The 18,807-nt window shown below is 47.6% G+C and carries 18 protein-coding genes, 2 rRNA genes and 1 riboswitch (1 of these 21 running past the window's edge); of the genes, 2 read left to right on the forward strand and 18 right to left on the reverse strand.

Annotated features, from left to right (window positions below):
* Positions 1 to 53: 53 nt before the first annotated feature.
* The 5 genes from rsmA to B4V02_RS25090 all read right to left on the reverse strand — a co-directional run bounded on the left by rsmA (position 54) and on the right by B4V02_RS25090 (position 5,561).
* Entirely contained in the window at positions 54 to 938 is an 885-nt protein-coding gene (rsmA, locus tag B4V02_RS25070; RefSeq protein WP_094156834.1) for a 16S rRNA (adenine(1518)-N(6)/adenine(1519)-N(6))-dimethyltransferase RsmA, read from the reverse strand.
* A 7-nt stretch (positions 939 to 945) separates the two neighbouring features.
* Positions 946 to 1,491, reverse strand: a complete 546-nt coding sequence (gene rnmV, locus B4V02_RS25075; protein ID WP_007428009.1) for a ribonuclease M5 — start codon at positions 1,489 to 1,491, stop codon at positions 946 to 948.
* A 147-nt stretch (positions 1,492 to 1,638) separates the two neighbouring features.
* Positions 1,639 to 2,787: a resuscitation-promoting factor gene (locus tag B4V02_RS25080; protein WP_094156835.1), complete on the reverse strand. Its 1,149-nt coding sequence runs from the start codon at positions 2,785 to 2,787 to the stop codon at positions 1,639 to 1,641.
* A gap of 274 nt (positions 2,788 to 3,061) precedes the next feature.
* Positions 3,062 to 3,263, reverse strand: a riboswitch (cyclic di-AMP (ydaO/yuaA leader).
* 201 nt (positions 3,264 to 3,464) lie between these two features.
* Positions 3,465 to 4,235, reverse strand: coding sequence for a TatD family hydrolase (locus B4V02_RS25085; RefSeq protein ID WP_094156836.1), 771 nt, complete (start codon positions 4,233 to 4,235; stop codon positions 3,465 to 3,467).
* A 42-nt stretch (positions 4,236 to 4,277) separates the two neighbouring features.
* Complete coding sequence (locus B4V02_RS25090; RefSeq protein ID WP_007428006.1) at positions 4,278 to 5,561, reverse strand: HD domain-containing protein; 1,284 nt, start codon at positions 5,559 to 5,561, stop codon at positions 4,278 to 4,280.
* A gap of 331 nt (positions 5,562 to 5,892) precedes the next feature.
* Between B4V02_RS25090 and B4V02_RS25095 the strand changes: the two genes are divergently transcribed.
* The gene (locus B4V02_RS25095) at positions 5,893 to 6,147 is read left to right on the forward strand and encodes an AbrB/MazE/SpoVT family DNA-binding domain-containing protein (protein WP_007428005.1); all 255 of its coding nucleotides are present in this window, start codon (positions 5,893 to 5,895) and stop codon (positions 6,145 to 6,147) included.
* Positions 6,148 to 6,271: 124 nt separating this feature from the next.
* Here B4V02_RS25095 and rsmI read toward each other — a convergent pair whose 3' ends face one another.
* The 10 genes from rsmI to B4V02_RS25145 form a co-directional block, all read right to left on the reverse strand.
* On the reverse strand, positions 6,272 to 7,153 hold the full coding sequence (rsmI, locus tag B4V02_RS25100; RefSeq protein ID WP_094156837.1) for a 16S rRNA (cytidine(1402)-2'-O)-methyltransferase: 882 nt from the start codon (positions 7,151 to 7,153) through the stop codon (positions 6,272 to 6,274).
* Positions 7,150 to 7,905, reverse strand: coding sequence for a tRNA1(Val) (adenine(37)-N6)-methyltransferase (locus B4V02_RS25105; protein WP_094156838.1), 756 nt, complete (start codon positions 7,903 to 7,905; stop codon positions 7,150 to 7,152). Before B4V02_RS25105 ends, rsmI begins: the two co-directional genes overlap by 4 nt.
* 84 nt (positions 7,906 to 7,989) lie before the next feature.
* Positions 7,990 to 8,364 (reverse strand): DNA replication initiation control protein YabA, encoded by a 375-nt coding sequence (yabA, locus tag B4V02_RS25110; RefSeq protein ID WP_007428002.1) that lies wholly within the window; start codon positions 8,362 to 8,364, stop codon positions 7,990 to 7,992.
* 27 nt (positions 8,365 to 8,391) lie between these two features.
* Entirely contained in the window at positions 8,392 to 9,192 is an 801-nt protein-coding gene (locus B4V02_RS25115) for a PSP1 domain-containing protein (protein ID WP_007428001.1), read from the reverse strand.
* A 138-nt stretch (positions 9,193 to 9,330) separates the two neighbouring features.
* On the reverse strand, positions 9,331 to 10,326 hold the full coding sequence (gene holB, locus B4V02_RS25120; protein ID WP_094156839.1) for a DNA polymerase III subunit delta': 996 nt from the start codon (positions 10,324 to 10,326) through the stop codon (positions 9,331 to 9,333).
* A 126-nt stretch (positions 10,327 to 10,452) separates the two neighbouring features.
* A complete protein-coding gene (locus tag B4V02_RS25125; RefSeq protein ID WP_094156840.1) occupies positions 10,453 to 10,896 on the reverse strand; it encodes a YaaR family protein in 444 nt (147 codons plus the stop codon).
* Between the two features lie 198 nt (positions 10,897 to 11,094).
* Positions 11,095 to 11,424, reverse strand: a complete 330-nt coding sequence (locus B4V02_RS25130; RefSeq protein ID WP_007427998.1) for a cyclic-di-AMP receptor — start codon at positions 11,422 to 11,424, stop codon at positions 11,095 to 11,097.
* Between the two features lie 74 nt (positions 11,425 to 11,498).
* Positions 11,499 to 12,146: a dTMP kinase gene (tmk, locus tag B4V02_RS25135; RefSeq protein ID WP_094157086.1), complete on the reverse strand. Its 648-nt coding sequence runs from the start codon at positions 12,144 to 12,146 to the stop codon at positions 11,499 to 11,501.
* 103 nt (positions 12,147 to 12,249) lie between these two features.
* On the reverse strand, positions 12,250 to 13,824 hold the full coding sequence (locus B4V02_RS25140; RefSeq protein ID WP_094156841.1) for an aminotransferase class I/II-fold pyridoxal phosphate-dependent enzyme: 1,575 nt from the start codon (positions 13,822 to 13,824) through the stop codon (positions 12,250 to 12,252).
* 147 nt (positions 13,825 to 13,971) lie between these two features.
* On the reverse strand, positions 13,972 to 14,157 hold the full coding sequence (locus B4V02_RS25145; RefSeq protein ID WP_007427995.1) for a sigma factor G inhibitor Gin: 186 nt from the start codon (positions 14,155 to 14,157) through the stop codon (positions 13,972 to 13,974).
* A 399-nt stretch (positions 14,158 to 14,556) separates the two neighbouring features.
* Between B4V02_RS25145 and B4V02_RS25150 the strand changes: the two genes are divergently transcribed.
* Positions 14,557 to 15,084, forward strand: coding sequence for a hypothetical protein (locus B4V02_RS25150; RefSeq protein WP_007427994.1), 528 nt, complete (start codon positions 14,557 to 14,559; stop codon positions 15,082 to 15,084).
* Between the two features lie 293 nt (positions 15,085 to 15,377).
* On the opposite strand, the gene B4V02_RS25155 is transcribed toward B4V02_RS25150, so the two are convergent.
* The 3 genes from B4V02_RS25155 to B4V02_RS25165 form a co-directional block, all read right to left on the reverse strand.
* Positions 15,378 to 15,797 carry a hypothetical protein gene (locus B4V02_RS25155; protein ID WP_094156842.1) on the reverse strand — a complete coding sequence of 140 codons (420 nt, stop codon included), beginning with the start codon at positions 15,795 to 15,797 and terminating at the stop codon, positions 15,378 to 15,380.
* A 232-nt stretch (positions 15,798 to 16,029) separates the two neighbouring features.
* Positions 16,030 to 16,146, reverse strand: a 5S ribosomal RNA gene (rrf, locus tag B4V02_RS25160).
* 153 nt (positions 16,147 to 16,299) lie between these two features.
* A 23S ribosomal RNA gene (locus B4V02_RS25165) occupies positions 16,300 to 18,807 on the reverse strand (it continues 418 nt past the right edge of the window).

Raw genomic sequence — 18,807 nt, forward strand, 5'->3', positions numbered from 1 at the left:
CACTGTATCACCCCTCCTATATCGTATGGGTGAATGCACAGTTTGGTTACAGCTTAGGAAATCCCGGCTTCCAGCAGTACAGCGCTGAGACGCGCAAATTCCTCAATGCTTAGCGTTTCTCCCCGACGGGAAGGTTCAATACCAGCCTGCTGCAACAACGGCTCCAGCGCGTCCCTGTTCTCTTTGGTGAAGAAGCGGCTTTTCAAGTTATTGGAGATCGTTTTGCGGCGCTGGGCAAAAGCGGCATGAATGACCTCAAAAAAGTGCTTCTCATCCACCACCTCCACCGGAGGGGTTTCTCGCACACGCAGACGAATCACTGCCGATTCTACATTCGGCTGGGGAATGAACACCGTATTCGGTACGATGCAGACCAACTCAGGCTCGCTATAATATTGCACTGCAATGCTCAGGCTGCCATAATCCTTCGTACCTGGAGACGCAGCCATACGCTCAGCCACTTCCTTTTGGATCATGACCACGATATTCTCCAGAGGAAGCTTGTCCTCCAGCAGCCTCATCAGAATCGGTGTAGTAACGTAGTACGGCAGATTAGCCACCACGCTCACTTTACTGACCCCTGCAAAATCAGAGGCGAACACCTCTTGCAAATCCAGCTTTAACACATCCCCGTGACGCACCTTCACATGCTCGTAAGGAGCCAGCACTTCCTCGAGAATAGGCAGCAGCCGCTGATCAATCTCAACAGCAGTTACGACCTTGGCCGATTGTGCCAGCTTTTCGGTCAAAGCACCAATTCCGGGACCGATCTCAAGTGCACCCTTGGTGTCATCCAATCCGGCAGCACTCACGATCTTGTTCAGAATATTTTGATCAATCAGAAAATTTTGTCCCAAACTCTTTTTGAACGAAAAACCGTGCCGTTGAATAATTTCCTTCGTACGGCGCGGTGTTGCTATATCTTGAATCCCTGTCATACGGATATCACAATCCTTCACTTTCGATTTGCGCCAGCGCACTGGCGAATTCCTCACGGCTGATCTGAAATACAGCGAGCCGTTTATGCAGCTGCTTTCCGTTGCAATAGCCAATACCCAGTATATTGCCGAGCGCCATACGGCGTGCAGCAGCATTTGGGTGGGTGATCAGTCCGGCGTCAATCAAATCCGCCCACTCAATCAGTGGATCGGCTCCTTCCACCGTCGTATGTACTCGTGCGAGAGCGTGTCTGATGGCCTCTGGTGAAGCATTCTCCACCCCAATATCTCCTTTACGCGTCGCTTCCGCCTCGGGTATAAAGGCCTGCTTGCAGCCGGGTACCTTGGAGGCGATAATTTTGCGGATGCGCTCTCCTGCATGATCGGGATCAGTCAAAATAATGACACCCCGCCGCTCCTGCGCCAATGCAATTTTGCGCAGCGTCATTTTATTAATGGCAGAGCCGCCAGTTTCTATTGTGTCCGCTTCAACAGCACGACGAATAGCCACTGTATCATCCCGACCCTCGACCACGATCACTTCCTTGATCATTTTACGTTTCCCTCCACTGCTACACAGCATGCTATATTTATCTTTCCCTGCTTTTGAAAACAAAATAAGAAGAGGATATCCTCTTCTTAGCATGGCATAACTATGATGTTAATACTATCGCATTGCCCTGAACATACACAAGCCGTTTTAGTTGATTTCAGGCTTTACCGGTCCGATTACATATACGGTTTTACCGTGCTTGCGACCAAATTGGTTAGCCCGGCTCAAACTCTCATAATACACATCGATTTTGTGGCCTTTAATGGCGCCACCGGTATCCTCCGCACGGCGGAAGCCCACCCCTTCAATGTACACCCACCAACCGATTGGAATGATGCTTGGATCGACAGCGATGGTCCGTCCTTCCGTGACACGTGTACCGGAAGCCGTACGTGTACCAATACCCGGCTCCTGTGAGGAATACGCCGTCATGGATACGTTCTGCAATACTTTACTGTATTTAAAATCTACACCAGCTTTACGGACAGCATTGCCCGAACTCACCCGAGTTGCCTTAACGGCATCTTCCGGACTGACAGAAGCAGCCAGAACGACCGGTTTTTTCTTCGTTCCTACCGCAATTATCTTATCCACACGCTTCTGTGCAACTTCCTTGTTGACCAGCTGCTTGGATACCAATTTTCCGTCATGGTATACCTTCTGAACGTGCTGGACGACAACACCTGATTTACCGCTTTGGAGGACCCGATTATCGCCCTTATAGAGACTCGGATCGGACGTTTTGATGACCTGATAAGGCACCTGTTTCTTCTGTTCGACCTGCTGTTTCTTCACGCGGACGATTTTTATGTCCATGTTAGACGAAACAGAAGCATCGAGCGCAGGGTAAACCTTGTCATTTGACGATAATTTATAGCCCGAAGTGCGAATGGCACCCTCTACTGTATTTTCTGTTGTGTACAGCTTTTTCGTCTCATTGCCTGAGGTCACTTTAACTTGATTGGCACGTTTGATGATTACGCGATCCCCATCCTGTATGGCTCCGTTCAGCGGCATAGAAATCGTATCATGCGGCTGCAGTGAGATGGAATGCTCATTGAGCAAATCCTGGAGCTTGGATTCCCGGGTTTCTACCGCAGATGCCTTACCATTGATGACAAAAAAGACCTGTTTCTTGGATTGAGTGTACACCAGAATTGAAATCATAATCGTTAGTGCAATTAGAAAAATAGCGACCAAAGCAGCCTGGCGCACATTTTCCTTCTTCCAACGTAATACGTAAGACATGCTGGATGAGCGTGACTCATGGGTCTCCTCTTTTTGGAAAATGCCCATTTCCTCCGTCCTCCTTACATAGCCCGCCGTCTAGAGTAAGACATAGTTGAGATTTGACGTGACTATAACAGATTTTCTACAAGACAAGCCCGTAATGCGACTGTCCTGCACCATGTACCCGTCTTCGCGGCATGCTGTCCTCCCCTGTTTAACCACAGTATGATGACAGATTTTCTTTTATTCACAAACAAAAAAAGCCAGAGAAAGAGACTAGAGAGCTCTTTCGTGGCTTCCAGCATGTAGTGAATATGCGGAAAAATCATGCACGAGATGGCTTCTCTCTTGTTTACGCTTACGGGGTTAGCTGTCGGGTTCGGACGTAGAGAGTCGCCCTAGCTTGGGTCAACCGCTCATGGCGGTCGCCTTCACATTCACCCCGAAGACCCAGAAAGAAATCGAAATATGGCTTGACGGACTTGCAGTAAGCCATACCGGTTCCCCCGTTCCCTGTAAAAGGGACTCAGCGAGACTGGTTCATGAAATGACTTGTTGGAGTTTACATTAAATCAACAATTCACTGAAAAGATGATATCCTGTTTCTATGCATGTTGTAAAGCGGGTTTCAAGTACATTTTCCAAAATATTCGGTTAAAATATTGTAATATTCTCGAGTTTCCTGCAACAAATTCATGATTAGCTCCGTCTATCTCATTATTTTGGTTGGTTTCTTCTCTTTCTCATCTGATGTCAAATCGTTCCAAGGCATTTTGGGTCGTTATGGACACCAATTCCTCCACTGTGATCCCCTTGATTTGGGCGGCAGCCTCTGCCACCAGTCTCACATGTGCAGCCTCATTTCGTTTTCCACGAAATGGATGAGGTGTCAGATAAGGTGCGTCCGTTTCAATGAGCAGACGATCCATCGGAACCTGTGCAAGCACCTCTTTGGGCTGCTTTGCATTTTTGAACGTAATTGGCCCACCGAAGGAAAGGTGAAAGCCCATATCCAGCACCATTTTAGCTGTCTCCCAGCTTCCGGAGAAGGAGTGCATGACTCCGCCAACCTCGCTCGCTTTTTCCTCGCGTAAAATCTTAATAATATCTTCATGCGCATCCCGGTTATGGACAACAATGGGCATATTCAGCTCCCGAGCCAGACCAATTTGATTCCGAAGTACCCGGTGCTGTACATCCTTCGGTGATGTATCCCAATAGTAATCCAGACCAATCTCCCCGATGGCTACAACTTTTTTGTGACTGCATAACGATGCAATCCACTCCAGGTCGCCCTCCTGCATCGTAATGGCATCTACAGGATGCCATCCGACTGCCGCATACATAAAATCATACGTCTCGGCCAATTTCATCGTGGATGGAATCGTCTCACGATTAAATCCGATATTAATCATCCGGGTTACTCCCGATTCGACAGCACGCGCTATAACTTCTTCACGGTCTTCGTCAAATTGCGGCGCATCCAAGTGAGTATGAGTGTCGAATAATTCCAAGTTACTGATCTCCTTTTTTTACTTTCATTGTTATACAGTTGTCTATTGTTTGACAAAATAATTCCTTATTTCGGCAGGAAGCCTGTCTTTTACCCCATTCAATTTATTTTGGGGATAATACATATGATATTTCCCTCGGTGAATGCCACTAATTGAGCGCACAATTTCCGAAACTTCAGAAATCTCTCTCACCTCACCCTGACGTCCAAGCAGTAGAATCTGATTGTCCGTCGAGCCACCCTTCCGAAACACATCATAAGGAAGATCGGTTGGAAAATCAATTTCAAGATCATATTCCGGGTGCAGACCAGCTTCAGCCAAAGCTCCTCGAATACTGTCAATGGTATCTGTATCCATATTATCAATCTCTACATATTTATACAATTTACGATCCATAAAACGAGTGCTCAGATCGCTTAAAATGTCGTCCTTTTCTCGTTTCCACTGGCCAAATACCGTCTGAATCAGAGACTCGTCGAGCATCAGATATTGTTCTACTGTAAGGTCTCCCTTCAGAAGGTCCGGAAGCGGGTCCAACAGAAAACCAAACTCATATCCGTTTTTAAACAATTCCTTCGCCCGCTTAAAAATTTTGCGCAAAAGGATTTCCGAGCTGCGTGTTACAGGATGAAAATAAATTTGCCAATACATCTGATAGCGTGACATCAAATAATCCTCTACCGCATGCATGCCAGACTCCTTTACGACGATTCTCCCATTATGTGGACGCAGCAACCGCAAAATACGATCCAAGTCAATGGTGCCGTAGTTGACACCTGTCGAATGAGCATCCCGCAGCAGATAATCCATACGATCGGCATCCAGCGGACTGGTTACCAAATTGACAACGATTGGCTTGTCATACGTTTTGGCAATGACCGCAGCCACCTTTTGTGGAAGCTCCTCATCGACCTGCCGCAGCACGGCGTTGATCTTCGTATCCCCCAGTACAATGCGACACGTCCAGTCCTCATGGTTCATATGAAAGGCTTCTTCTATGGAATGGGAAAATGGACCGTGTCCCACATCATGCAGCAAAGCGGCGCACAGAGCAACCAGCCTTTCCTCCTTTGGCCAATCGGGAAAATCCCCGCGTTCAAATTGGGAAATAATACGTCTCGTAATTTCATATACGCCTAATGAATGTGAAAAGCGACTATGCTCCGCTCCATGAAACGTAAGATAAGATGTGCCCAGCTGCCGGATACGGCGTAACCGTTGGAACTCCGGCGTGTTAATCAACCGCCATATCGCTGTATCCTGAACATGGATATAGTTATGTACCGGGTCTTTAAAAACTTTTTCTTCACTAAGTGGCTGGTGCAAGATATCAACTCCTTTAATTTTCGGAATAATGGATTAAAATACATTAAAATCCTAAATCGTTTCCCTCATTCGACATCATTTGTCGTAATATGTCGAATTATAGTTTTTATGCATTTCCAAATCGACAAAAGTGATAAATCATCTGAAAAATAAGGTAATAGACACGTATCAAGCTCTTTAATCAAAATATTTTTGCATAATCAGCCTGTTACTACTTTTTTTAGGTTGACTGTTTTGGGAATCGTTGGTATAGTAATTATCAGAAAAGAGAAAATTTTGTCGAATCATGACACTTATATTATTTTAATTGGCGAGAGGAGCCTGATTTATTATGATGAAATCCACTGGTATTGTAAGAAAAGTTGATGAGCTCGGACGTGTTGTTATTCCAATCGAATTGCGCCGTACTCTGGGAATCGGAGAGAAAGACGCCTTGGAAATTTATGTTGATGGCGAGCGCATCATGCTTAAAAAATACGAGCCTGCTTGTATCTTCTGCGGCAATGCTGAGAACGTAATTTACTTCAAAGGAAAAATTGTTTGCCAAGATTGCATTTCTGAAATCCCAACACCTGTGACAAACTGAGAATTTTAGTATATAATAGACTTATCAAAGATTGTTAATTCTAACCTTTTTCATATATACTCCTTGTTGCCTTCCACGGTTTGAACCCAACCGTTGGAAGGCCCTTTTTTGTCCGGACAAGTATTCACAGCAGTGCGTTGTAAACATCTCTCTTGGAAATGGAGCGATCCGCGGCTGTACGCTTCATCGCATCCTTGCGTGTAAGACCCTCTGCCTCGTAATGAGCAACGTGAGCCTCCAAGGATAAGGTCTGCCACCATGCTTGACGCTCCTGCTCCTCTTCCGCTTCGTTTTTTCCCTCAACTACCAGACAATATTCACCAATCGGCGGATACTCCTCCAGTTTAGCAAGGCATTGCTCAACCGTTCCCCGCACCCATTCCTCATGCAGCTTGGTCAGCTCACGCGCAAGCACCACTTTACGTGATCCCAATGTTTCCTTTAATACCGTCAGTGTCTTCACAATACGATGTGGAGATTCATAAAAAAGAATCGTGCCGTGAGATACCTGAAACGATTGCAGCAGCCTCTCCAGATCCTTTTTCTCCCGTGGTGGAAATCCAGCGAAGGTGAACCTTTCTGTATCCAGCCCAGAGGCAATCAAAGCCGATAATGCCGCATTCGCCCCTGGAATAGGAATGACGCTAATTTCTGCTTCCAGGGCCAGCTTGACCAAATCTGCACCAGGGTCTGAAATGGCTGGTAAACCGGCATCGCTGACCAGTGCTAAATTTTTTCCTTCTATTATATACCGTATTAACTCAGGCCCACTGGCAACCTTATTATGCTCATGATAACTGAAGAGCATTTCCGGCGTGATATCAAAATGTGTCAGTAATTTGCGTGTCTGCCGGGTGTCCTCTGCAGCTATAATACTGCACGATTTTAAAGTGTTAATCGCCCTAAAGGTCATATCGTCCAAATTCCCAATCGGTGTTGCAACGAGGTACAGCTTGCCCCGTTCTTCCTGGCTGGCACTAAAGCTTTTTTGTACAGCTGCTTTCACACTGAATCCTCCTTGCTTACTTCCCCATAGATATCCCTTATTTCCTGAGTATAATCCCCATTCTCCTGATAAACAATGAGCGGGGGCAATAAGCGAACCTCCGGCTTACCATCACGCAGCGCTTCGATCAGTACCATATTGGCCTCCATATGGGCCCGTGGGTGAACAAAACGAATCCGCTTCGGTTCCAGACTGTGGGCACGCATCAGAGATATAATTTCACCCAACCGCTGCGGGCGATGAACCATGGACACTTTTCCCCCGTTGCGGACGAGTCGGGTACACGCTTGAATAACTTCTTCCAATGTACAGCTAACTTCATGACGCGCGATGGCCTGATGAGGGTTCACCTTCAAATCGCTGCCGTTTAACGGCATATAGGGGGGATTCACGGTAATCGCATCATAAGCACCGTGTCCCGTAATTTGGACCAGCTCGCGCAGATCCCCTTCCCGAATCTGAATTGTGTCCTCCAATCCATTCAGGCTGACACTGCGTCTAGCCATATCCGCGAGACGTGGCTGAATCTCAATTCCCTCAATAGCCGCTTTGGTTCGTGTCGTAAGCAGCAAAGGAACAACCCCATTGCCTGTACACAGATCCAAAATCTTTCCACGCTGCGGGATACCGGCAAACCGTGCCAGCAGAACTGCATCCATTGAGAAGCTGAATACCTCATCACTTTGAATAATACGCAGATGATGTGAAAGCAGATCGTCAATCCGTTCGGACTTCTTTTCATTTTCGTACATGTGTGATCTCCCATCTTTTTTAACCAGAATCACTCTTACTTCCTTACAAAAAAGCCGTAGGCATCTTACTCCTACGGCTTGTTTTTATTTATTCAAAAATGACAGACAGAAGAGGCAATCGCCTTCTGTTCGCAAATGTCCGTAATACACGTTGCATATATGAAATCCTTCATGATACAGCCGTGCCAGATTGTCGTAGCCTTCGCCCACGACCTCGCCTGTTCCCTCTTCATCTTTAATGACGATCGGAGGAGAAAGCTTCGGTTTGCTTGCCGGCTTTTCTTCTCCAGAGGTTTCACGCTTGAGCATCTTGCGCACCTGTTCGTTTTCAATCGTTAGTCGTTGATTTTCCTCCAGCAGCTCTTTTACTGCCAGTTTCAATTCACCCAGATCGCTATACAACTGTCCCATTTGGGTTTCCATTTCGTGAATACGCGCAAAAACATTTAATTTATCCAAGTTTCCACCCCGAAGCAACCTAATGGTTTACTTGACGACTACATCGTCCATTGGAAGTTCCTTGACCTTGCTGATCTCAAACAATTGAACATGCACCGTACGATGACCTGCATTTACGCCTACAACCTTACCTTCCCCCAAAGAGGTGATCACCATCTTACCCACTTGAGGTAGCTCTTCCTTCATGCTCTCGTAGTTATCATGTTCGAACTTGAGACAGCACATCAATCTTCCGCACAACCCGGAAATCTTCGTCGGATTCAGCGACAAGCTCTGATCCTTCGCCATCTTGATAGATACCGGGTCAAAATCTCCCAGCCATGAGGAACAGCACAGAATACGTCCACATGGTCCGATCCCGCCGAGCATTTTAGCCTCATCCCGTACCCCGATCTGCCGCAGCTCAATCCGTGTACGAAAGATACTGGCCAAATCCTTTACAAGTTCTCGAAAATCAACCCGACCTTCTGCCGTAAAATAAAAAATGATCTTATTGCGGTCAAATGTAAATTCCACATCCACCAGCTTCATTTTAAGGCCATGGTCTTTAATTTTATTTAAACACGTACCGAAGGCATCCTTGGCCGCCAATTTATTCTCTTCTACAACAAGAGCATCATCATCTCCGGCAATACGAATGACTTTTTTTAAAGGCAGGACAACATCCGAGTCATTTACCTCTTTTTTGCCCACCACAACCTTGCCATATTCAATACCGCGTGCGGTTTCTACAATGACGCAGTTTTCTTTCTCCACCGGAAGATCCAGCGGATCAAAATAATAAGTCTTGCCCGCCTTTTTGAAACGGACACCCACTACACTATACAAAAATTAACCCCCTTGTATGCCACTAAACCTCATTTGAAGCCGACATTGTACGAATGGCCGCAATTGAAGTCTCACTGTCGCACAAACCGGGAACCTGGCGTCGCGGATTGTGCAGAGTGGAACAAGCGCGCCTTCCTGTTAGCCGGTGATAGAACCGCTTGTATCGGACAACCCAATCAGAAGCTGCTCCACGCATAATTGCCCATTGACGTTAAAACGGAGCTTTTTCCTGCAAGTCGCGGCCAAATCCATATAAGAGACCCATTGTTCCGTGCTGCGGGTGATTGCCAATTTGGAGACAGACTCCAAATGATCTATGAAAACAATGCTTTCGTGCCTTCCGTAACGGAAATGAAGCATATCTTTAAACCACAAATGAAACAGATGAAACAGAATATCCAGGTGTTCAGAAAGTCCAGTTTTAAAAATCTTCTGTTGAGCCAGAATAATGGACGAGTTCCCCCGGCTCATGGACTCCTTCACTAATTGTAACACTACGTTTCTAATTTCTGCAAACCAATTCTGCTGGAGAATTTCTCTACATGATTCCAGTCCCGAAGCAATATAAACCACCGACCGAACAAGCCCTGCCGTATAGCCTTCCCCAATCAACTCCTGCATCATCACTTCCGGATGCAAAGCATGAAAAGGAACTATCTGCGTCCGTGATTGGATCGTAGGCAATAAAGCTTGTCCATTTTCAGAAATGAGTATGCCAACCACGGGTAACTGGGGCTCCTCCAGAAATTTAAGTAGGCTGTTTGCAGCCTGCACTGTCATGGTGTCCGCCCGCTGGATGATATATACCTTCGGATTGGAGCTTTCTGATCTGTAAGAAAATATACGCTGAAGCCCACGAATCTGGTCAATTTTAATCGTAGCTCCATCTGGCTCTACAATATGCAAATCCGGGTGATTCCCGTGTTCTACCTTACGACATGACAAACACTCTCCACATGCATCATCCGTCCGTTGTTCACAAAATAAAGCCTTGGCAAAGGTCTGCGCCATTTTCATCTGCCCGCTTCCCGGCGGGCCGCTAAAAACATAGGCATGGTTGACCGTGTGATTCCGTAGCGCGCTTTGCAGCATTTTTTTGGCTATATCCTGTCCCATTATATGTTGGAAAGACATAATTCCTCACTTTCACGTCTGCCCACATGCACCACATAGTCAAAAATAATCTGCCAGCATGATCAGCAAGCAGATTATTCCTTCGTGGCGACAGCCCGTTGTATTCATTTATATCATAACCCTGCATTAAAAAGAGAGATTAATCAGCAGCCCTCTTATTTCACCGACTCCTTGCAAAAGCTCAATCTTGCCCTGTTCGGTGTCGAGCAGCTCATCCGCCATCTTGAGCAATATCTCATCCACTTCATCGATCAGCTTGTAACGCTTGCTGCGCCCGCGCCGATCCCAGCCCTTCGTATCCTTCATGGATACGCCTCGCCGAACTGTATCCTCCAAAAACCGTTTGACCAGCATCTTGTAAGCCTTCAGCTCACGAATCGTCATTGAGCGTGCAAGACGATCTCCCTGCATTTGAATTTCCTTGAAGCGCCGATTCAATTCCTGCTGCGAAGCCTGCTCCCCATTTTGCTGCATAACATCGGAAAAACTCTTGGGCTGAATCGGCTTCGTGCTCATTTCATTTGTAGACAACGTACTTTGTAAAGGGCGATAGCCCGGATTTATTTTCATATAAACCTGCTTTCTCCCCGGATGCTTCCACTTTCCCCCTCTTCAACAGTTCAATCCGGAACTTAGGGGTCCCATCGGCTTTCCGGGGACTGCGCTTTGGCGCTGCCGTTTTAGTGGATCTGCCCTCACTCCCATCATGTGAGCAAGAAACATGCATTTTCCCTATCATATCGGCAGAATAGGTTCTATTGTGTAGATTCAGAAATGCTCGAAACGGTCTACAGGCATCACGAACACCGTAGCTCCGCCCACTTGTACTTCAACAGGCAACGGCAGATAGGAGTCTGTCGTCCCGCTCATAGGAGTAACGGGTGTGACCAGCTGTTCACGAACCTTGCAACTGCTGCGAATGACATTCATCAACGAGTCCACCTGATTGTCATCGACACCGATCATAAACGTCGTATTACCTGCACGCAGAAATCCCCCTGTGCTCGCCAATTTCGTAGCACGGAAATTAGCTTTCACCAGTCCGCTGGATAATCTGTTACTATCCTTATCCTGTACAATCGCAATAATCAGCTTCATCCTGTACTCCTCCTTCAAGCCATATTTGGGACAACCTTGTCCCTAGCTCAATTTTACCGTATATCCTTCGACAATTACACGTTAAAATTCTGAATAAATCGCTTTTTCAGCAAATCCTTTAATACTTGCTCTACCTGCTCCGGTGCAGGAGATGCATCGACAATCGTAATTCGCTCCGGAAATTTACGAGCAAGCTCCAGATAGGCATCTCTCACCTTATGGTGAAACGATATGCTCTCCATATCGAGGCGATCCATTCCCTCTCCCCGTGACGCATTAATTCTCGCTAATCCCAACTCGGGTTCGATATCCAGATAAAAAGTGGCATCCGGCTCCCAATCATCGACCGCAAAACGATTAATTGTTGCAACCTCATCTATCCCGATTCCTCTTGCAAATCCTTGATAGACCAAGCTGCTATCCACAAAACGATCGCACAATACGATAGCTCCCTGTTCAATAGCCGGCTTTACCTTCTCCACCAAATGCTGGCGCCGAGCTGCCGCATATAAAAGCGCTTCTGTCCGGGCATCCATACTGGTATGGGCCGGGTCCAAAATGATAGAGCGAATCTTCTCAGAAATTTCGATGCCACCCGGCTCCCTCGTCGTGATGACAGGATGGCCTTCCTCCTCCATAAACTTCGCCAGTCGTTGGATCATAGTTGTTTTACCGGAGCCGTCTCCCCCCTCCAGCGTAATAAAAATGCCTTTGCGATTCATGTCATTCCCTGCTTTCCAGCCTGAAAAAATAAAAGTCACCCACAGGCTCGTATGCTTCTTTTATTCAGCCTTCTGTATTTGTTGAGTCTCTCGTACCTAATCTTTATTCTAAACGGAATACCCGAATCGTAAGCATGCTTTCATCTGCTACTCCCTGCCACTTGGCTCCCAGCTCACGTAACCGTCCCATCCGCAGAGCGTTCGCCTCCGTGATCTTCTCTCCTGCATATAGCAGCGGAATACCTGGAGGATACGGGATAATCATTTCCGCAGCTATCCTGCCAGCCGAGTCCTCTACAGGCACGACCTCTATCTGTTCCGGGCTAATCGGTTGAAGTCCGAACTCCACCGGATTAGAGTAAGCCGTCATACGATCATTGTTCCACGTGGAAAAATCATAATCTAGCCCATGCTGCTCCAGCTCCATGGAACCCGGCTCACCAGCCGCCTTCTTAAACCTTATATCATCATTTATATGCACAAGCGCCTGCAACAGGTGACTCGCATCTCTGGCCGTAGAGCCTAACGTAAACAGTAAAACAACGTGCTTTTCGTCACTCATCTCCGGAATACACCCGTAAGTCTCCAACTCATGCTTTAGTCCAAAGCCATCCAATACACCCAGCGTATCGTACAATACTATTTTAAATGGGTCCTGGGTTGAATACTCGCTAGTCCTCTCCCCTTCTAAGCCCTCAGAGCTGTCCTTATGAGCTTCTTCCCCACGTTTTGCTTGCCGTGTAGGCTCTACCAAGCGAAAGCGTGGAAGCTGCTCCAAACCCTTTCTAAAAGCATCCACCGCTGCCAAGCCCTTCGTAAAGGCTTCCTCGCCATGAACATCAATATGCCATCTTGCCAAATCCAGCGAGGCCATTAACGGATACGAGGGGCTGGAGCTCTGCACCATAGCCAGCCGCTGACGGAGCAACTCTCGCTGGACTCGCTCTCCCTGCACATGCAGCATGGCCCCCATGGTCATAGCTGGGAGCATTTTATGTGTCGACTGAACAACTATATCAGCCCCACAGGAGAGAGCAGAGGCTGGCAAACGAGAATGCAATCCATAATGAGCGCCGTGTGCCTCATCTACCAATAGCGGCACATGGGCTGCATGGCAGACTTTAGCCGTTGTCTTCAGATCATACCCCATCCCGTAGTAATTAGGTAGCGTAAGCAGTACCCCTTTAGCCGAGGGATAGGCCTTCAGCGCGGCCTTTACCGTATCCGTCGACGGAGCAACCGCCAGCCCGCTGAGCGTATCTATTTCAGGCTCCAGGAACACCGCAGCAGCCCCTGACAGCATAAGACCATTTAGGACAGACTTGTGTACATTTCGCTGTACCAGCAGTATATCTCCCGGCCTTGTACATACAGTCAGAATCATAGCCAAATTACCGACTGTACTCCCCCCAACCAGCCAAAAGCTCTCCTCTGCACCAAAACACTTCGCAGCCAGCTCTTGTCCTTCACGAATTACGTCTTCTGGGTGGTGCAAATCATCCAGTCCCGTAATTTCCGTCGCATCAATCGACATCACCTCTTGTAGCAGAGACGCGATATCTTCATGCTCATATACTTGCCCATTTTTGTGACCCGGTACATGAAAAGAAGCATTTTCCTTATCGCGATAGCGTATGAGGGCTTCCATTAGTGGTGCATGTCCCGCCTTTTTTCCCATCCTTCTGCAATCCTTCCGAAACAAAGCTTTATATCAACCCTATTTTATCGTAAAATCAAGCAGAATCCTACTTTTACTCACAGAAAAAAGGCCCGTATCGACAGGCCTTGGAATGCCAATCCTCTAAAGACTAGCTGACAAAGGATATTATGCATTTTTCTGAACCCAGATTTGCTTAAGTTGATCAATAAAAAAATGATATTTGGCGTCTGTTGCATCCGTATGCACCATTTCTACTTCACACGCATCGCAGATAAACTCGGAAACGATAAAAATGCCTTCATGCTTGTGTTGGCCGCATATAATGCAGCGGTGGCCGTTTTGATCATGCATATCCATCCCACCTTGTTTCTTTTACTATTAGTATGGGGCACTTTCTACTATTTTAAACCTTTTCATAGCCCAGCTCGACGATATACTCTATATATATTCCCTCTGGGCCCTTATGGTGTTTGTACGCCGTATGTTTAAAAAAACTGCCGCCTATGCCGATATAATAAGAAAAGCTCCTAAGTATGGATACCCTTTCATGGGAGCCTTGTACACTTCATTAGCGATAGCCTTCCCTCAAATTATAGAATAGGTTAGCTAACGCTAGATGCCAATCATTCTGTACTTTTGCAAAAACGATTTGATGCTTGTTAAAGCGGCATGAGCGAAGTACCGTCCCTCTATCCGGCTGTGGGCGGGAAGCCACTTGTGATGCAGTAGATTAATGAAAGGACTGTTTGCATGACAGAGGAAACCGGAACCAAAGCTACCTACTATCACTATAAGCTCATTAAAAAAATCAGTATACCGCGTCAGCTGATATGGAGCCACATCTCATTGCCTGTCATTATGCTTCTTTTTTTGCTTGTTGCCTTTTCCTGGACCAGCATTTTCTTGTTTGCCCTCGCCTTTTTCTTGACCTTATGGGTACACTTCGTCATTTCGCGATCTGTACTATTCATAGGCCGCGGAACAGCTTTCCGCAAACGCTGGACATTCCACCGCAAACTGCCTTGGCTGGGATATATGACAGACCAATACATAGGCTACAGTATCTTTCGTCGTGTGCACATACATACACTCTGGATCGGAATTTGCTTGTCAGCTGTATTTATACTCTGGTCTCCACCAGCCTTTACTGTATCCTTACTCTTCTGGCATCTCTGGCTTATTGCACCGCGTCTATACATTCTAAGCCGGCTTACAGGCGAGAGAAAGGACGGCATGTTGAAGTTTACTGATGAAGATGCCTCCTATTATCAACAGTAAGTCTTGCCATGCATCTATCCACACAGATAGAAAGCTCAGATCCGGTCTGACTATCTTCAATCATCTGTACCAAAAAAAGGAGCAATCCTGTCGAGGTTGCTCCTTTTTACCTATACATAAATATATGAAAGGAAGCCACTCCGCTACTTCAACAGCAGTTTTGAGTGCTCCCTTATCTAATCTCTTCATTCAGTATTATACACAGCATTCTACCCGCATGATTTGAGTTAACAATGACATACAACATATTTTGTGCTGCATGCCCTTGCACCCTTGTTGATATCGCGACCTCACTAATTAAGGTCTACACTTTTGCTCTTTACAGCAGTCTTTCCATCCTTCGGAACCAATACAGTAAAAGAGCCATCATGTACAGACAAATGCACCATGTGCTTATTTTTCTGAAACACTCTCTGATTAGAAGTGGATAAATTCGGTTCCTCCGTCCAGCCCCAAGCCGCAATCTCCTCCAAATAAGGAGCAGGTAAGCTATCGCTTTCCTTCAACGCTGGCAGTGCATAGCGGACATAGTCCATATCCGAGTTGCTGCTGGCCCGATCCGTTTTGCTGGCTTCTTTGGGAACCGGAAATGTCTTCTCGTTGGCTGCTCCCTCAAACGATGTCCAAGAAGGCTCCTCTTCCACGCACCCGGTAAGAATCGCGACAGCGACACTGAATAGCACCAATAGAGCAAGCCATTTATTTCGCCGCATGATCTTCCCTCCTTACCAGCATGATTGATTATACAAATTCCACCATAGGAAGTTGCATAATTCTGCAATAATGCAGCGTGTATATATGGGATTCAATACCTATTATACAGGGTTTACTCTTACATTCCGTAACAAAAATGTTACCTTCCTTTTGTAAGGACATTTTTAAAATGTATGTATATACAAAAAGAGAACCATAATCTCATTGAGATCATGGTTCTCTTCGTTTGTTGCTTGGCAACGTCCTACTCTCCCAGGACCCTGCGGTCCAAGTACCATCGGCGCTGGAGGGCTTAACGGTCGTGTTCGGGATGGGTACGTGTGGAACCCCTCCGCTATCGCCACCAAACATGAATTTGCTTCGCAAATTCTTCCGTATTGAAACTCGGTTCATCACCTATCGTGTGAATGAATTTCAATGCGTTTTTCGTATGTAGTTCTACATACCTTCAAGGTGTTACACCCTGAAAACTGGATCCGAAACTCCATTGCGTCTTATCTTTAGGATAAGCCCTCGACCGATTAGTATTGGTCAGCTCCATGCATTACTGCACTTCCACCCCCAACCTATCTACCTCGTCGTCTTCAAGGGGTCTTACTAATTGGGAAATCTCATCTTGAGGGGGGCTTCACGCTTAGATGCTTTCAGCGCTTATCCCTTCCGTACATAGCTACCCAGCTGTGCTTCTGGCGAAACAACTGGTACACCAGCGGTACGTCCATCCCGGTCCTCTCGTACTAAGGACAGCTCCTCTCAAATTTCCTACGCCCACGACAGATAGGGACCGAACTGTCTCACGACGTTCTGAACCCAGCTCGCGTACCGCTTTAATGGGCGAACAGCCCAACCCTTGGGACCTACTTCAGCCCCAGGATGCGATGAGCCGACATCGAGGTGCCAAACCTCCCCGTCGATGTGGACTCTTGGGGGAGATAAGCCTGTTATCCCCAGGGTAGCTTTTATCCGTTGAGCGATGGCCCTTCCATGCGGTACCACCGGATCACTAAGCCCGACTTTCGTCCCTGCTCGACTTGTAGGTCTCGCAGTCAAGCTCCCTTCTGCCTTTGCACTCTTCGAATGATTTCCAACCATTCTGAGGGAACCTTGGGGCGCCTCCGTTACTCTTTAGGAGGCGACCGCCCCAGTCAAACTGCCCACCTGACACTGTCCTCGTACCGGCTTACGGTACCAAGTTAGAACCTAGATACGATCAGGGTGGTATCCCAAGGATGCCTCCCCTCAAGCTGGCGCTCAAGGCTCGACGGCTCCCACCTATCCTGTACAGATCGTACCCAAATTCAATATCAAGCTGCAGTAAAGCTCCATGGGGTCTTTCCGTCTTGTCGCGGGTAACCTGCATCTTCACAGGTATTAAAATTTCACCGGATCTCTCGTTGAGACAGCGCCCAAGTCGTTACGCCATTCGTGCGGGTCAGAATTTACCTGACAAGGAATTTCGCTACCTTAGGACCGTTATAGTTACGGCCGCCGTTTACTGGGGCTTCGGTTCATAGCTTCGCCCGAAGGCTTACCACTCCCCTTAACCTTCCAGCACCGGGCAGGCGTCAGCCCGTATACTTCGCCTTGCGGCTTCGCACAGACCTGTGTTTTTGCTAAACAGTCGCTTGGGCCTTTTCACTGCGGCCCCCTCGGGCTATTCACCCTACCGAGGCACCCCTTCTCCCGAAGTTACGGGGTCATTTTGCCGAGTTCCTTAACGAGAGTTCTTCCGCGCGCCTTAGAATTCTCTTCTCGCCTACCTGTGTCGGTTTGCGGTACGGGCACCTTCTCCTGGCTAGAGGCTTTTCTTGGCAGTCTGAGATCATGACCTTCGCTACTGTAATTTTCGCTCCCCATCACAGCCCAGCCTTATCGATGTGCGGATTTGCCTACACACCAGCCTCACTGCTTGGACGGACATCCATCAGTCCGCGTCACTACCCTACTGCGTCACCCCATCGCTCATAACGGATTACGATGGTACAGGAATTTCCACCTGTTGTCCTTCGACTACGCCTATCGGCCTCGCCTTAGGTCCCGACTTACCCTGAGCGGACGAACCTTCCTCAGGAACCCTTAGGCTTTCGGCGGATCTGATTCTCACAGATCTTTTCGTTACTCATACCGGCATTCTCACTTGAATGCAGTCCAGCGCTCCTTCCGGTACACCTTCAACCCGCATTCAACGCTCCCCTACCCCTGATGCAAGCATCAAGCCATAGCTTCGGTGGTGTGTTTAGCCCCGTTACATTTTCGGCGCAGAGTCACTCGACCAGTGAGCTATTACGCACTCTTTCAATGGTGGCTGCTTCTAAGCCAACATCCTGGTTGTCTGTGCAACTCCACATCCTTTCCCACTTAACACACACTTGGGGACCTTAGCTGATGGTCTGGGCTGTTTCCCTTTTGACAATGGATCTTAGCACTCACTGTCTGACTCCCGGAAGTAAGTCTATGGCATTCGGAGTTTGACTGAGCTTGGTAACCCTTGCGGGCCCCGCACCCAATCAGTGCTCTACCTCCACGACTCTATTTTCCGAGGCTAGCCCTAAAGCTATTTCGGGGAGAACCAGCTATCTCCGGGTTCGATTGGAATTTCTCCGCTACCCCCACCTCATCCCCGCATTTTTCAACATGCGTGGGTTCGGGCCTCCAGTGCGTGTTACCGCACCTTCACCCTGGACAGGGGTAGATCACCCGGTTTCGGGTCTACGTCCACGTACTCATTCGCCCTATTCAGACTCGCTTTCGCTGCGGCTTCAGCTCTTCACCTTAACCTTGCACGGGAACGTAACTCGCCGGTTCATTCTACAAAAGGCACGCCATCACCCCTCAATTGGGCTCTGACTTCTTGTAAGCACACGGTTTCAGGATCTATTTCACTCCCCTTCCGGGGTGCTTTTCACCTTTCCCTCACGGTACTGCTTCACTATCGGTCGCCAGGGAGTATTTAGCCTTGGCAGATGGTCCTGCCGGATTCATACGGGGTTTCACGTGCCCCGCACTACT

The organism is Paenibacillus kribbensis (genome assembly GCF_002240415.1).
Classification (GTDB): domain Bacteria; phylum Bacillota; class Bacilli; order Paenibacillales; family Paenibacillaceae; genus Paenibacillus; species Paenibacillus kribbensis.

Bases quoted from the DNA above. Each gene is read 5' to 3' on its own strand.
- B4V02_RS25080 (WP_094156835.1), bottom strand. From the start codon at position 2,787: ATGGGCATTTTCCAAAAAGAGGAGACCCATGAGTCACGCTCATCCAGC.
- B4V02_RS25125 (WP_094156840.1), bottom strand. From the start codon at position 10,896: ATGAAAATAAATCCGGGCTATCGCCCTTTACAAAGTACGTTGTCTACA.
- B4V02_RS25150 (WP_007427994.1), top strand. From the start codon at position 14,557: ATGACAGAGGAAACCGGAACCAAAGCTACCTACTATCACTATAAGCTC.
- B4V02_RS25130 (WP_007427998.1), bottom strand. From the start codon at position 11,424: ATGAAGCTGATTATTGCGATTGTACAGGATAAGGATAGTAACAGATTA.
- B4V02_RS25140 (WP_094156841.1), bottom strand. From the start codon at position 13,824: ATGGGAAAAAAGGCGGGACATGCACCACTAATGGAAGCCCTCATACGC.
- B4V02_RS25105 (WP_094156838.1), bottom strand. From the start codon at position 7,905: ATGTACGAAAATGAAAAGAAGTCCGAACGGATTGACGATCTGCTTTCA.
- tmk (WP_094157086.1), bottom strand. From the start codon at position 12,146: ATGAATCGCAAAGGCATTTTTATTACGCTGGAGGGGGGAGACGGCTCC.
- holB (WP_094156839.1), bottom strand. From the start codon at position 10,326: ATGTCTTTCCAACATATAATGGGACAGGATATAGCCAAAAAAATGCTG.
- B4V02_RS25095 (WP_007428005.1), top strand. From the start codon at position 5,893: ATGATGAAATCCACTGGTATTGTAAGAAAAGTTGATGAGCTCGGACGT.
- B4V02_RS25155 (WP_094156842.1), bottom strand. From the start codon at position 15,797: ATGCGGCGAAATAAATGGCTTGCTCTATTGGTGCTATTCAGTGTCGCT.
- rnmV (WP_007428009.1), bottom strand. From the start codon at position 1,491: ATGATCAAGGAAGTGATCGTGGTCGAGGGTCGGGATGATACAGTGGCT.
- rsmA (WP_094156834.1), bottom strand. From the start codon at position 938: ATGACAGGGATTCAAGATATAGCAACACCGCGCCGTACGAAGGAAATT.
- B4V02_RS25145 (WP_007427995.1), bottom strand. From the start codon at position 14,157: ATGCATGATCAAAACGGCCACCGCTGCATTATATGCGGCCAACACAAG.